Annotated in this window: 11 protein-coding genes; 4 read left to right on the forward strand and 7 right to left on the reverse strand. The window is 62.1% G+C overall.

Features of this window, described 5'->3' with window-relative positions:
- The first annotated feature begins 356 nt into the window (after positions 1–356).
- From SS05631_RS24295 to SS05631_RS24310, 4 genes are all read left to right on the forward strand, one after another.
- Positions 357–2,468 carry a nucleoside-diphosphate sugar epimerase/dehydratase gene (locus SS05631_RS24295; protein WP_050988210.1) on the forward strand — a complete coding sequence of 704 codons (2,112 nt, stop codon included), beginning with the start codon at positions 357–359 and terminating at the stop codon, positions 2,466–2,468.
- Positions 2,469–2,493: 25 nt separating this feature from the next.
- Entirely contained in the window at positions 2,494–3,717 is a 1,224-nt protein-coding gene (locus SS05631_RS24300; RefSeq protein WP_037416791.1) for a glycosyltransferase family 4 protein, read from the forward strand.
- A gap of 174 nt (positions 3,718–3,891) precedes the next feature.
- Entirely contained in the window at positions 3,892–4,989 is a 1,098-nt protein-coding gene (locus SS05631_RS24305) for a glycosyltransferase (RefSeq protein ID WP_037416789.1), read from the forward strand.
- Positions 4,990–5,203: 214 nt separating this feature from the next.
- Positions 5,204–6,367: a calcium-binding protein gene (locus SS05631_RS24310; RefSeq protein WP_037416786.1), complete on the forward strand. Its 1,164-nt coding sequence runs from the start codon at positions 5,204–5,206 to the stop codon at positions 6,365–6,367.
- Between the two features lie 84 nt (positions 6,368–6,451).
- Here the strand turns inward: SS05631_RS24310 and SS05631_RS24315 are convergent, their stop codons facing one another.
- From SS05631_RS24315 to cysD, 7 genes are read right to left on the reverse strand one after another with little or no spacing between them, the layout of a single operon-like run.
- Positions 6,452–7,396 (reverse strand): NAD(P)-dependent oxidoreductase, encoded by a 945-nt coding sequence (locus SS05631_RS24315; protein ID WP_037416783.1) that lies wholly within the window; start codon positions 7,394–7,396, stop codon positions 6,452–6,454.
- Positions 7,397–7,411: 15 nt separating this feature from the next.
- The gene (locus SS05631_RS24320; protein WP_037416780.1) at positions 7,412–8,404 is read right to left on the reverse strand and encodes an ATP-grasp domain-containing protein; all 993 of its coding nucleotides are present in this window, start codon (positions 8,402–8,404) and stop codon (positions 7,412–7,414) included.
- Positions 8,401–9,126, reverse strand: a complete 726-nt coding sequence (locus SS05631_RS24325; RefSeq protein WP_234819618.1) for a PHP domain-containing protein — start codon at positions 9,124–9,126, stop codon at positions 8,401–8,403. Before SS05631_RS24325 ends, SS05631_RS24320 begins: the two co-directional genes overlap by 4 nt.
- Before the next feature lie 51 nt (positions 9,127–9,177).
- On the reverse strand, positions 9,178–11,139 hold the full coding sequence (gene asnB / locus SS05631_RS24330) for an asparagine synthase (glutamine-hydrolyzing) (protein WP_037416774.1): 1,962 nt from the start codon (positions 11,137–11,139) through the stop codon (positions 9,178–9,180).
- A gap of 41 nt (positions 11,140–11,180) precedes the next feature.
- Positions 11,181–11,984, reverse strand: a complete 804-nt coding sequence (gene cysQ, locus SS05631_RS24335; RefSeq protein WP_037416771.1) for a 3'(2'),5'-bisphosphate nucleotidase CysQ — start codon at positions 11,982–11,984, stop codon at positions 11,181–11,183.
- Complete coding sequence (gene cysN, locus SS05631_RS24340; protein ID WP_037416768.1) at positions 11,981–13,882, reverse strand: sulfate adenylyltransferase subunit CysN; 1,902 nt, start codon at positions 13,880–13,882, stop codon at positions 11,981–11,983. The genes cysQ and cysN overlap by 4 nt, the downstream gene beginning before the upstream one ends.
- Positions 13,882–14,781, reverse strand: coding sequence for a sulfate adenylyltransferase subunit CysD (gene cysD / locus SS05631_RS24345; RefSeq protein ID WP_037416765.1), 900 nt, complete (start codon positions 14,779–14,781; stop codon positions 13,882–13,884). Before cysD ends, cysN begins: the two co-directional genes overlap by 1 nt.
- Positions 14,782–14,944 lie beyond the last annotated feature (163 nt).

The following is a 14,944-nucleotide window of genomic DNA, read 5'->3' on the forward strand; positions in this document are numbered from 1 at the left end:
GTAAACTTTTGTGAAAAACTATAAGCCTGCGATTTATAAGCATTTACAACTACTGAATTACGTGTTTCTTATTATAGACCATTTGATCGCGATCTAGCCCACCGCGATGAGTAACCTTTTGTCGAAGTAGATTTATCAAGCCTTTCGAGCTGGTCGACAACAAGACTTACAGACGCACCGTTCTCTACCCCACCATTAAGCCTTCTTGAGGGAGGTGCGGTTCTCGTTCGGCGGCACGGCAGGCTTGCAGAAATTAGGAAGGGCCCGTCATGCAGCGTTTTTACGACGCCGCGAAGGCAGTGCGCGATAGTTTCCTAATGTTGCCGAAAGGCGGAACAGCAAGAGCATCGGCCAAAATGTTGCTACCGGTGTTCGGGGCGGCCCTCGATATCGGCTACCGGCGTCTGCGAGGGGCCGTTTTCAGCATTCAGAAATATCCGGCCTTGTATCTTGCAGACCTTGGCTCCGCAGGCGTGGCGCTGGCCGTGGCGCTGTTGCTGCGTTACGGCTTTGTCGAGCTCAGTACGAGGCCCGAAACCGCCTCCGTCCTGTTGTGGTCCGGTGCCCAGTATCTCGCGATTTGCGCGATCATTTTTCCGTTGTCCGGGCTTTACAGCCGAAACTGGAAATATGGCTCGATCTCCGATCTCCTGATCATTCTTCGCGCAGTCCTCGCGACGTCGCTATTGCTGATTTCGCTCCTGTTCTTTTCGACAAGGCTGATCGACATGCCGCGATCCGTCGTGCCTATGCAGTCGCTGCTCCTGATCGCCTTCCTTGCCGCCGCGCGGCTGAGCTTTCGCGCCGACGAAATCCCGCTGGCGCGGCCGGTTTTCAAGAATGGGCGCCACAAGGGAGTGGGCCACGATCACCAGGTGCCGTTGCTGCTCGTCGGAGCGGGCGACGCCGCCGAGCTTTACCTGCGGGCACTCGCGCGCGATCCAAATGCCACTCATGTGCCGGTGGCCTGCCTCGACAAGAACGCAGACCAGCTGGGGATGAGCTTGCGCGGGGTGCCGATTGCGGGGCGGATCGAGGATTTCGAGCAGGTCGTGGCGGAACTGCAGCAAGCCAACAGGCGGCCGCGCCATGTCGTCTTCACGGAAGCGCCGGCAAACTTCGGCGAAGCCGCGTCGGACGAGCTGCTGCGGTCGGCCGAAAGGCTTGGCATTGCCGTGTCGCGCCTGTCGCAGCCAACCGAGTTCAAGCACGCCAAGGGAGACAATCCTTATGAACTGCGGTCGGTAGAACTCACCGATCTGCTGGAGCGCCCGCAAGCGGCACTCGACCGCGAGGCGATCGCCCGGCTTGTCCGGGGTCGGCGCGTGCTGATCACCGGGGCCGGCGGATCGATCGGCAGCGAGCTGACCGCACAGGTCGCTGCCTGCGAGCCGGCGGAGATCGTGCTGGTCGACAATTCGGAATACAATCTCTACTCGATCGACATGACGCTCGCCGAGACCCTCCCGAACGTATCTTCGTGGAGTTACCTTTGCAGCGTCCGGCGCAGCCAGCGTGTCGAGGAAATTTTCGAGCGGCATCGCCCGGAGCTGGTCTTCCATGCTGCGGCCCTCAAGCATGTACCCATGGTGCAGATGAATCCGCGCGAGGGCATCCTCACGAACGTCATCGGCACGATGAACGTCGCCAATGCGGCAAAGAAATACGGCACGCTTGCCATGGTCCAGGTATCGACCGACAAGGTTGTGAACTCTACAAGCATGATGGGTGCGACGAAGCGGCTTGCGGAGCTTTATTGCCAAGCACTCGACCTGCAGGGGCTCGAAACCGGCAAGGGCCCGCGGTTCATGACCGTCCGCTTCGGCAACGTGCTGGGATCGAGCGGATCGCTAATCCCGCTCTTCAAGCGCCAGCTCGCTAGAGGCGGCCCGCTGACCGTGACCGATCCATGCATGACGCGCTTCTTCATGACGATCCGCGAGGCCGTGGAGCTGACCTTGCAGGCATCGGCCTATGGCTTTGAGAAACAGCTCGGACAGGGTGAGATTTTCGTCCTCGACATGGGCGAGCCGGTGAAGGTCATCGACATCGCGCGCCGCATGATCCGGCTGGCCGGCTTCAGCCCAGACCAGGATATCGAGATCAAGATCATCGGCTGCCGCCCAGGCGAAAAGCTCTACGAGGAGCTTTTCGACGAGACCGACAAGCGCATAACCTCTCCGGTGCCGGGCGTTCTCGGTGCGGTTCCGGAGCCCATTCCCTTACCGACGCTGCGGGACGCGTTCGCTCGCCTGCAGCGACATGCGGAGCGGGGCAACGATCCGGCCGTCGTGGCAGTCATGCGCGAACTGCTTCCGCGCTACGAGCATGAGGCCGCCATGACGAAGCCCCCCGCCGTGAACAAGAAGCGCGGCCGGCTCCAGCCGACAAGGCGCAGCAAGCCTGAGAGTCCACGCCGGCAGATCTATCAAAAGAGCGCCCGCGGGGGACTGCGATTGCCGGATTAGGTGAAAGCGCGCGGGGAGGTCAGCCTTGAGTTCCGCTGAACATGTTGCCCGCATGCAGACCGAGGAGATCGCCCGCGCAGCGAGCCCCTCCGGTGTCGCACAGCCTTCGACGCGCAGACGCGTGATTGCCGTCGTCGCAAGCCTGACGGCGTCTCTCACGATTTTTCGGCTGGAGTTGCTGAAGCGCTTGGTCGGCGCCGGCCACGAAGTCATAGCCTTCGCTCCCGAGCAGGACCCGCGGATCGCGCAGGCGCTCGCTGAAATCGGCGTTCGCTTCGTCCGCATTCCGATGGTGCGGACCGGTCTCAATCCGCTGCAGGACATCCGCACCTTTTGGTCGCTGCGGCGACACTTCAAGCGGCTGAAGCCCGACATGGTCCTTCCCTATACAATGAAGCCGATCATCTATGCCGGGATCGCCGCCCGGACGCTCGGGATCAGGGAACGGTGCTTCCTCGTCACGGGCCTTGGCCACATCTTTTCCGAAACCGGCGGTCGCCCCTTCAAGGCGCTCGCCATCCGCCACCTGTGCGTCCGGCTGTATCGCCTGGCGTTCAGGGGCGCGAGGGTGGTTTTCGTCTATAACGACGCGGATGCAGAGGACATTCGCCGCTACCATATGCTGCCGGATGCCTTGACCCCCACGATGGTTCCCGGATCCGGGGTGGACCTGGAGCATTTTGCCTTTGCGCGAAGGGCTCGCGGCGGGCCTGTCTTCCTGATGATCGCACGGCTCCTGCGCGACAAGGGAGTGGTGGAATATGTCGAGGCCGCGAGGATCGTGCGACGCACTTTCCCCGATGCCCGGTTTCAACTGCTCGGTCACTTCGACAGCAACCCGACGGCAATCTCGCGCCAGGAGATCAAGGCTTGGGTCGGTGAAGGAATATTGGAGTATCTTGGCACGACCGACGACGTGCGCCCCTACTTGGCGGCATGCAATGTCTTCGTCCTTCCCTCCTACTATCGCGAAGGCATTCCGCGGAGCATCCTCGAGGCGCTGGCGGTCGGCAGGCCGGTGATCACGACGGATCTGCCGGGCTGCCGCGATACGGTGCAGCCGGGCGTGAACGGCATGACGGTGAAACCGCTCGACGTCGCCGCGCTTGCAGATGCGATGGCGGCGTTTGCGCGCGATCCAGATCTCGCCGAAAGAATGGGCAGGCGCTCGCGGGAACTCGCGGAAAGCAGATTTGACGTGCACATGGTCAACCGAATTCTCTTTGCCGGCATGGGTCTGACCGATTGACGGACGTTCATGGCAGAGCGGTTCGTTCCTCCTATCGATGCATGGGCAGTGCCGAACTTGCAGCTCCGCGTCTTCAGACGCGCAAAGGTCGCTGTAGCACCTTGAATTACTGCATGTCTTTGTCCTTAAATCGACCTCGATTTAAGGACAAAGACATGCAGTAGGGCGGCCTCGATGATAATGCATGTCATCACCAACTTCACCGCCAGCGCAGGTGCCGAGACCATGCTCGCACGCCTGCTTCAGGGTTCCGCCGATGAGCGCATCGTCGTCGTTTCGCTGATCGGTGTCTCGGATCGGAACCGCAATCTCGCCGACAATCCGAGAGTTGCCTACGTATCGCTGGCCGCCTCCTCCCTCACCGCGCTTCCAGGTGCGATCGTCCGGCTCGCCCGGCTTATTCGCAAGGAGCGTCCCGATGTAATCCTGTGCTGGATGTACCATGCGATGGTCGTCGGCACGATCGCTGCCCAGATGTGTCGGTCCGGAGCGGCGGTTTACTGGAACATTCGCCAGTCCTTGGACGACCCCGCCTCCCTTACGCGCAGCTCGCGCCTGGCAATTGCCGGTGCGAAGCTTCTGTCGAGCCGGCCGGCCGGCATCATCTACAACAGCGCGCGCGCCCTCCAGTTGCATCGGGCCTACGGCTACGCAAACCGGAACGCCGTCGTCATTCCGAACGGCTTCGACTTGCCGCGCATCGATTCCCCCGAGGCGAAGACCGCACGCCGGATCGGCATCGTCGGTCGGTTCCACCCGCAGAAGGATCACGGCACCTTCTTCAAAGCCGTGGCTGCCGTCCGCAAGACGCACCCACAGGCGCTCTTTTCCGCCGCCGGCAACGGGCTTTCCCGCGACAACCGCGCTGTGGTCGACTTGATGGCGGAGGCGGGTCTGCCCGAGCACGCGGTCGACCTCATGGGCGAGATCTCCGACATGCCTTCCTACTACCGCAGCATCGACGCCTTGGTGCTGTCGTCGAGGACCGAGGGTTTCCCGAACGTGATTGCAGAGGCGATGAGCTACGCGAAGCCGATCGTCACGACGGACGTCGGCGATGCCGCCACAGTTGCCGGAAATGCGGGCATCGCCGTACCGGCGCGCGACCCGGAGGCTCTTGCCGAGGCGATCCGCGAAATCCTCGATTTTTCCCCCACCGAATATGCCCGCTATGCCTACAACGCCCGAGAGCGTGTGGAAAAAGCGTATGCAATCGCCGCGATCAGGACAAAATACGCAAGTTTTCTAACGCCTTACATTCCGCATCTATGAAGTTATTCCTGATATCCGTTTCATTCCGTCAGAAGAAGTGAGCATTTTCAAGGCCAGCGCTTTCAGATTCAGTTGTGAAGGCCATTGAATATTTCTAGAATAGGTAGTATAAGCCTTCGTCTCCATTCAATTGTACATATTGAATTAGGCCCAAATCCACTTTTGCGCCCTATTCTGAAATTATCCGCCCTCCTGCAACTGCTAGGAGATCATGATGATTTTTAAGGGAACCAACCTTACCGACACGATTCTCGGCACCCTCAATGGCGACGAGCTTTGGGGCTATGCCGGCGACGATTACCTCGATGGCCGCGAAGGCAATGACAGGTTTTTCGGTGGAGTCGGTAACGACCACATCAAGGCGGGCGTCGGTGACGACTATGCCGAAGGCGGCGACGGCAACGACAGCATCGAGGGTGGGCTTGGGGCCGATACGCTGATCGGTGGTTTGGGAAACGATATCTTCGAAGGCGGTGACGGCAACGACATCATCGACGGTGGCGACGGCCATGATCACATCCTGGGCGACAGCGGAAACGACAAAATCTACGGTGGAGCAGGCGAAGAATATATCGACGCAGGCTCCGGCGATGACATCATCTATGCCGGATCGGGAAATGACGGCTTCAACAATCGCATAGACCCGGCAACCGGCAAGCTGACGCAACAGGCCGTGTCGGGTGGCGCGGGCAACGATACGATCTATGGCGAAGAGGGCAACGACGCCCTGAAGGGGCAGTCGGGGCACGACCGTGTCTATGGCGGGATCGGCGACGACATCGTCGACGGCGGCGACGGCAACAATTATCTCGACGGCGGCGACGGCAATGACGTGCTCGACTCCGAAACCGGCATCGATGAAGCCCACGGCGGCATCGGCAACGACAGGATCTCGGTCGGCGACGGCAACGACATCGCCTTCGGGGATGACGGCGACGACATCCTGACCGGCGAAGGAGGCGCGGACTCGCTCAGGGGCGGCAACGGCATCGACCTCATCTATGCCGGTGACGGCAATGATACCCTGCGCGGTGATGCCGGGAAGGACACCCTCATTGGGGAAGCGGGCAGCGATATCCTCTGGGGCGGTGCCGACTCCGACCGTTTCGTCTTCAAGGCGACCGCTGCCCTCAGCGCTCAGGACACGATCATGGATTTCCAGGATGGCGTGGACTTCCTGGTCATTGAGAAGCTCGGGGTCACGCAGTATTCGAGCTCCGGCGCCAACGGCACCGTCTATGCCTACAACACCACGGATGGCGACGTGTTGCTCAAGGGTCTCAACTCCGCGGGCCACGCCTTCTCGATCCTCGTGGACGATCCAACCAGCAGTCTCTCCGCCTCCAACTTTTCGAGGAGCGACTTCATCTTTGCCTGACCCCGCGCACGCGTAGCAGCGTGGGTTGGGAAGGGGCCGGACATCGGCGCCTTCCCCTGCAAAGCATTGGCGGCCGTCACATTGTCAGCGCTGGCCTTGGGCGTCGTCGAACTCCGCAAATCCGGTCTCCGCCTTCCAGGCTTCAATGCCCTCGCGAAAGGAACGAGGCTGGTAGTCGAGATGCTTCGCAGCCTTGGCGACTTCGAGCGCCCTGAACCCGCGAGCGGCTGTATTGGTGCCCGCGGCCTCGACCCCAATGAGAATCCGGTCTGCCCCGACGACGTCGGCAACCGCCTGCGCGGCTTCCAGAGACGCGCAGGAGCAACCGCTGCCGGCATTGAAAACCCCGTCCGCGCTCTTCTCCACCGCCCGCAGCGCCAGCGTCACGACGTCGTCGACATAGACGAGGTCGACGCTGTATTGCCCGCCGTCCGCTATGATCATGGGACGCCCGCGCGCGAGCGTCCGCAGAAAGGCAGGCACCATCCCCGTGGCGTGCATGCCCGGGCCATAGACCGACGCGAGACGGAGGACCGTCACCGGCATCGCATTTGCCTTGCCGAAAGCCATCAGGCAAATCTCGGCAGAGAGCTTGCTCGCCAGATAATAGCTGGCCCGATGGACGGGAAATGTGGCGCTCGTTTCCGATGCGGGACCGGGATCCGGCGCATAGACCTGCGCGGATCCGAAGAAAACCAGCCGCCTCAAACCCTGGGAAGCGGCTTCCATCGCGACCTGCAGGGCGCCGATGGTATTGATCTTGAAACAGCTCGCGGCCTGGCCGGCGTCGCTGAGATCGGCTGGAATGTAGGCGGCAAGATGAAGCAGGGCATCGGCTTGCCCTATCGAAGGCAGGGGGTTGCCGATCGACCATTTCTCGAGCCGCAAGCGAAAACCACTGCGCGCGGCGACCCGCTCGGGATCGCGCACAAGCGCCGTCACGGCGTAGCCTTGTGCAAGTGCACGCTCAATGACTCTTGCCCCGATGAACCCGGTAGCGCCAGTTACCGCCAGGTGCTTTGTGCTCACGGCCGATCTCTTTCCTCAGACTTGTTCTTCCAGACGAGTGGAAGCCGTGACCAGGTCGCTGGGTCTGACCACAGTCTCCGACCAGTGGCGCAGTATGGTTACCGGCGTGATCTCCGGCTGAACGATCGGCTCTCCAAAGAGCAGATGCCGGATGCACAGCTCGACTTCATTGAAGCCCGCATGGATCCTCACCGCGGTGGTGCCCGAAAACCGCGCATTGATCTCGAAAATCCTGGGAACGCCGTCGTCGAGGCGGAACTGGAAATTTGCAGGCCCGTCGGCGCCGAGGGCGTCTGCCGCCTGGGCCATTGCCGCGTTGAGGGCCGGAAACGGCTCCGCGAAGGCGCGGTAGGTATTGCCGTCGCGCAGATCCCGGCGCATGACGATCGTCGCGCGGCATTTGCCGTCGAAGGTGAGTGTGCCGGAGGTGTATTCGGTCGCATCAGAGCCGACATATTTCTGTATCACGATGTCGGGCTGCTCGGCGATTGCGCGCGTTAGCTGGTCCCGATCGCGGACGATGCCGAAGCCGATCGACCTGGCGCCGATCCTCGGTTTGACGACAAGCGGAAAGCCGCACTCTTCGATCAACGTCTCCTCGTCGCCTGGCAGGCAGGAGGGAACGAAGCCCAGTCCGCGTTGCCGGAGGAACTCGGAGGTAAGCCACTTGTCATTGGCGATGGAGACGACATTTGGCGAACTGATGATCACCTGGGTTGCGTAGGTGCTCTCGATAGCTTCCCGGTTCGCTGCAAGGATCGGCAATTCCACATCAGTTCCGGGAATAAGGATGTCGGGCCGCTCCGCTCGCAGCAGGTCGCCCAGCTTGTCCAGATATTCCGGGTCCTTCGCCATCGGAACGAGATAGGCGGCATCGCCCCAGTAGAGGCCGGCCGAGAGCGGGCTCGGATCCCCGACGATTACGGTCGCTCGAAGCGTGGAGCGCCGCAAAGCGCGAATGATCCCCTGCCCGAGGAGGGCGCCCGCCCCCGTGATGAAGACCTTCATGCCAGCCCTACCCCCAGTTCACGAAGCCTGTCCCGGCAACGGCCCAGCTCGCTCAGCTTGTGCGCATCGGAACCGATTGAAACAAACGGATTGATCTCGTCGCACAGCGCCAAGAACGCGGGGATATCGACCAGGTACGAGGAGTTGATCTCGATGGCGATCCCCCGCTCGAGCGTCGCTGTCATCAGCATGCGAAAGTAATTCTCCGGAAACCGGCCGTAGCGCCTCAGGCTCATCCCACCCGGGTGTCCGAGCACGTCGATCGGCGCGCTCGCAATCATGCCCATCGACAGACGGAATTCGATTTCGGCCGTCTCCTCGAACGACATTTGCTTGAAATCGAGGTAGCCGCCCTGCCCGTCCGGCAAGCGGTGGACGACGCCAAGAACAATATCGCAGGCGTCTAGCACGGATCGCGACACATCCAGCCGTCCATCGTCGTCGATGGCTTTCGTCTCGCAGCCGACATAGACGCGCAAATCGCCGAAGCCGTCCGCAGCGGAAAGAATCTCGGCCCTGAAGTCGGGAAACCAGGACGTGTCTTCCCGGACATGTTCCGTGAAAGCGAGTTCGGCGAGGCCGCGTTCCTTGGCCGTTTGCAGCACCTCAAGCACCGTCGCCTGCCCGTCTGTCCAATTGGTATGGACCTGGAACTCCACATTCAATTGCGCGCGACCAAGATCCCGAAAACGGGAGAACACAGGCTTGCCGCTATCCGTCATTCGTTGCGGTTCCATGTTTGCGTTACGCCCTTGCTCTGCCTTCTGTCTCGGTCAATCGGAACGGACCCAACGGTCGTGCCACAGGTTGAACATCAGCACCGCCCACAATTGCGGCCCCCAGTCGCGGCGGCCGGCGAGATGTTCCTTCCAGCGACTGACGATCGGCTCGGCCCGGAAGATTCCATCGCGCTGCAGGCGAGACGGCGACAGCATCTCTTCCGCCCAGGCGCGCAGCGGTCCGCGCAACCAAGCATTGATGGGGACGCCGAATCCGCGTTTTGGAAGACTTATGAACTGTTCCGGCAGCCTCCGGGACAGGAGCTTGCGCAGCGCGGGCTTGCCCGGCGCTTCGGCGAAGCACAACGTTCTTGGTGCACGCCAGGCCAGTTCGACGAAGCGGTAATCGAGCAACGGGGCCCGCATCTCCAGGCCCACCGCCATCGAAGCCCGGTCCATCTTCACGAGGATGTCGTCGGGCAGATAGTCGACCATGTCGCTGTACATCATTCTGTCGACGGCGCCGAGGCAGGCCGGTATCCGCTTCGAGGTCATCGTGGTCGGAGGCTCCGCTCCGCCGAATACGACCTCGTCCGGATGTGACCAGATCGAGCGAAAGTCCAGGTAGCGGGCGTCCGGGTCCTCGATCTCCAGGAGCTCGGCAAGTCTTCTCAGCCGATTGCCGGTCACTTCGTCCTGAAGCGAGGACGGGTGCGCATGGCGAGCGGCCGCGGCGGCAACCTCCAGCGCCCAATGGGGTGCATGCCTTGCCGCCTGCAGGGCAACGGCAGGCGTTTTCCTCGCCAGCCGGTCGAAGGCGAGCATTTGCCGATAGCGTTTGTAGCCACCGAAGAACTCGTCGCCGCCGTCGCCCGAAAGTGCCACCGTTACGGTTCTTCGCGCCAGTTTCGATACAAGCAGCGTCGGAATCTGTGAAGGATCGGCGAAGGGCTCGTCATACACCTCCGGCAACTCGGTGACGACGCCCAATGCCGTGTCGGGTTCTGCCGTGATCTCCGTATGATCGGTGCCGAGCTGTCTGGCGATGCCTGACGCCAGGTCCGCCTCGTTATACTGCTCCTCCAGAAAGCGCACGGTGTAGGTTTTTACACGCGAGGTCGAAACTTCCTGCATGACGGCCGACACCAAGGAAGAATCGACCCCGCTGGAAAGGAGAGCCCCCACCGGCACGTCGGAGACCAGCCGCTCACTCACCGCCCGTTTCAGCTCCGCGTCGAGCGCGTCCAAGGCTTCGTCCGGGCATTCGATCCGCTGCGCATGGCCCCGTTCCGCCGCCTCGAAAGCATCCCAATAGCTCCTGGCTCCGCTAAGGGCGGCGGCCGCCGACGCCGGCGGCGTGTCGACCGAGAGGCTCAGCCAGGAGCCATGCGGAAGCTTGACGATGCCGCGGTAGATCGAATAGGGCGTTGGCACATAGCCGTATCGCAAGAACAGCGTGGCCGCCTGCGGATCTAGATCGGCGGCGCGGAAGGCCGGATGCGCCCTGATGCTTTTCAGCTCGGAGCCGAAGGCAAGGCCACCCTTGGATATGCCGATATAGAGAGGCTTCTTTCCTATCCGGTCGCGAGCGAAGATGATCTGTCGCGTGGCGCTGTCGTAAAGTGCAAAGGCGAACATGCCATTGCAGCGCTGCAATGCACCTTCCAGGCCGTAGGTCTCGATCGCCTCCAGGAGCACCTCGGTATCGGAGTGGCCGCGGAAGCGAGCGCCCTGCTCCTCCAATGCGGCTCTCAGGTCAAGGAAGCCGTATATCTCGCCGTTGAAGACGATCGAGTAGCGGCCGCTGCTCGAATGCATCGGCTGGGCACCCGTCGGGGAGAGGTCAATGATGGACAAGCGGCGGTGTCCGAGCCCTACACGGCCCTCGCGATCGAGCCATGTACCCGAAGCATCCGGCCCGCGGTGGGCGAGGGCGTTCGTCATGCGCGTCAATATCTGCGCCGCTTCCTCCCGACTGTGCTGCGCATAGTCTATCAGGCCGGCAATTCCACACATGAGAAATTCCTCCTGCCCGTGCCTGCGTTCAGCTGGCGGTACTAAGGAGCCGTCAACACCGAAGACGTATCCGCCCAGGCGACGAAATGCGGATTTGCGAAGTCGCTGTCGTCCGTCTGCTTCATCTTGCCGTAAGAGAGGCGCGAGCCGTCGAGCCGGACCACCGATCCGCCGGCGGCGTTGAGCACCGCGTTGCCTGCCGCCGTGTCCCATTCCATCGTCCGGCCGAAACGCGGATAGACATCCGCCCTGCCTTCGGCGAGCAGGCAGAATTTCAGCGACGAGCCGACCGAGGTCAGATCCGTGACGCCGTGGCCGGCGAGAAAGGCCTCGGTCTCCGAACTGTAGTGCGAACGGCTGGCAACGGCGGTCAGGGCCGGACCTCTCGCCCGCACCCGTATCGCCTGCCGTTCTCCCACCCGGCCGGAGCCGAAGACGAGCTTCTCCGCCCGCCCCTCGTCGGCGACATAGGCGCAACGCAGCGCTGGCGCATAGACGATGCCGGCAACCGGGACGCAGCCTTCGATCAGGGCGATATTGACGGTGAAATCGTCGCGCCGGTTGATGAATTCCTTCGTCCCGTCGAGCGGGTCGACCAGGAAGAACGTGCCGCAACTGATGTCGGGGACGCAGCCCGAAGCGACGGCCTCCTCGGCGACGATCGGGATATGCGGGAAGGCGGCCGCCAGCCGGGCGAGAATGATCGCTTCGGCCCGCTCGTCCGCCTCGGTCACCGGCGAGCGATCATCCTTGTAGCAGACCGTCGGTCCCGCTTCGTAGATGGGGAGGATCGACGCGCCGGCCTCGAGCGCGATCCGCTCGAGGAGTTCGCAAAGGAGCGTCATTGGTCCTCCCTATGTCTGTCGAGGAATGCCTCGATCTTCAGCGCAAGGGCGACCGGGTCCTCTTCGACTGTCTTCAGATGCAGTTCCGGGTTCTCCGGCGCCTCGTAGGGCGAGGAGACGCCGGTGAAATTGGCTATCTTGCCGGCGAGCGCCTTCTGATAAAGCCCCTTCGGGTCGCGCCGCGCGCATTCCTCGAGCGGCGTGTCGACGAAGATTTCGATGAACTCGCCCTCCTCCATCAGTTCGCGGGCCATCCGGCGCTCGCCGCGAAACGGCGAGATGAAGGACACGAGCACGATCAGCCCGGCATCGGCCATCAGCTTGGCGACCTCGGCGACGCGGCGGATGTTCTCGACGCGGTCGGCTTCGGTGAAGCCGAGGTCGCGATTGAGGCCGTGGCGCACGTTGTCGCCGTCGAGCATGTAGGTGTGCTTGCCGCGGGCATGCAGCAGCCGGTCGAGCGCATTAGCGATCGTCGACTTGCCGGAGCCGGAAAGTCCTGTGAACCACAGGACGGCGGGGCGCTGGCTCTTCATGGCCGCACGCGCCCCTTTGTTGACGTCGGTCGCCTGCCAATGCACGTTGTCGGCGCGCCGGAGCGGGAAATCGATCATGCCGGCGCCGACCGTTGCATTGCTGGCCCGGTCGACGAAGATGAAATTGCCGGTCGCCCTGTTATCCTTGTAGGCGTCGAAGGCAATCGGCGCCTGCGTCGAGATGTTGCAGACCCCCACCTCGTTCATCTGCAGGGATTTCGCAGCCTCGCGGCCAAAGCTGTTGATATTGACCTGGTGCTTCAGCGCCGTGACCGTGGCGCCGACGCTGTCCGTCTCCGTTCTCAGGATATAGCTGCGCCCGGGAAGCAAGGGATTGGCGTCGAACCAGATCACATGCGCCTGGAACTGGTCGGCGACGAAGGGCCTCGAGGCGGGGGCGACCAGCATGTCGCCGCGCGAGGCGTCGACGTCGTCGGCAAGGACGAGCGTCACCGGCTCGCCCTCAACCGCGGTCGCCAGATTGCCGTCGAAGGTGACGATCGCCTTGACCGTGGAGCGCTGTCCGGATTTTGCGACGACCAGCGGATCGCCGGCCGAGATCCGGCCGGAAGCGATCTGCCCGGCATAGCCGCGGAAATCGGCGTTGGGACGCGTGACCAGCTGCACCGGGAGACGGAAGGGCCGCTCCGCCTCGGGCGGATCGAGCGGCACTGTCTCCAGATAGTCGAGAAGCGGCGGCCCCTCGTACCACGGCATGTTCTGCGATGGCGAGATAACGTTGTCGCCGAACCGCGCCGAGATCGGGATCGGCTGGATGCCGACAAAGCCGAGCGTCTTCGCGAAAGCTTCGTAGTCGCGGGCGATTTCGTCGAACACCGACTGGCGGAATTCGACGAGATCGATCTTGTTGACCGCCAGCACGACATGGCGGATGCCGAGCAGCGAGGCGATATAGGAATGGCGGCGAGTCTGCTGGAGAATACCCTGTCGGCTGTCGATGAGGATGACGGCGAGGTCCGCCGTCGAAGCACCGGTTACCATGTTGCGCGTGTATTCCTCGTGGCCGGGCGTGTCGGCGACGATGAATTTGCGCTTCGCCGTGGCGAAATAGCGGTAGGCGACGTCGATGGTAATGCCCTGTTCGCGCTCCGCCTCGAGCCCGTCGAGCAGCAAAGCCAGATCGACTTCTTGGCCATTGGCTCCGCCCGAAGAACCGACCCGGCCGAGATTCGCCAATTGGTCCTCGAAGACCAGCTTCGCGTCGACGAGCAGCCGGCCGATCAGCGTCGACTTGCCGTCGTCGACAGAGCCGCAGGTGATGAAGCGCAGCACCGCCTTGCCGTCGTGGTCGGCGAGATGCACCGCCAGGTCGTGCGGCGGCACGGATTGAAGATACGACATCAGAAATACCCCTCGCGCTTCTTCTTTTCCATGGCGCCGGCCTCGTCTGTGTCGATCAGCCGACTCAGCCGTTCGGAGGTGCGCACCGTCAGCATTTCGCGCAATATGTCGGGAACCGTGGCAGCCTCGGAGTCGATCGCCCCGGTCAGTGGATAACAGCCAAGCGTACGGAAGCGGACCATCCGATCCACGACCTCTTCGCCAGGTTCGAGCGGCATGCGGCCGTCGTCGACCATGATCAGCGTGCCGCCGCGGCTCACCACCGGCCGGCGCGCCGCGAAATAGAGCGGCACGATCGGGATAGTTTCCTGAAGGATGTATTGCCAGATATCGAACTCGGTCCAGTTGGAGAGCGGAAACACACGCATCGTCTCGCCGGCGCCGACGCGGGTGTTGTAGGTCTTCCACATCTCGGGCCGCTGGCGCTTCGGGTCCCAGCCGTGCTGGGCGTTGCGGATCGAGAACATGCGCTCCTTGGCCCGCGACTTCTCCTCGTCCCGCCGCGCTCCCGCCAAAGCCACGTCGAAGCCGTATTTCTCGAGGGCCTGCCGGAGCGCCATCGTCTTCATGACGTGGGTGTGCAGGTTGGACCCATGCGTAAACGGATTGATACCCTGCTCGACGCCGTCCTGGTTAACATGGACGAGAAGCTTGAAGCCGCGTTCCTGCGCCATCCGGTCGCGAAACTCGATCATCTCCCGGAACTTCCACGTCGTGTCCACATGCAGGAAGGGAAAGGGCGGCTTTGCCGGAAAGAACGCCTTCATCGCCAGATGCAGGAGAACGGACGAGTCCTTACCGATCGAGTAAAGGACGACGGGGTTCGAAAACGTCGCGACCACTTCTCGAAGGACATGAATGGCTTCGGCTTCAAGTCTCCGAAGGTTGGCAAGAGACATGCCGCAACCCCTCTGACTTTTGAAAAAGAGACTTTTCTCTAAGCATTTATCGAATGCGTCACCCAGAAAACATTCGGGTGTTTATCGGCAATCGTATGGCGGCAGAAATCGCTGCACCGAAAGGCGGCATTTAACCGCCATATTGCTAATATTTCAAGTAACA

Source organism: Sinorhizobium sp. CCBAU 05631 (genome assembly GCF_002288505.1).
Lineage (GTDB): Bacteria > Pseudomonadota > Alphaproteobacteria > Rhizobiales > Rhizobiaceae > Sinorhizobium > Sinorhizobium fredii_C.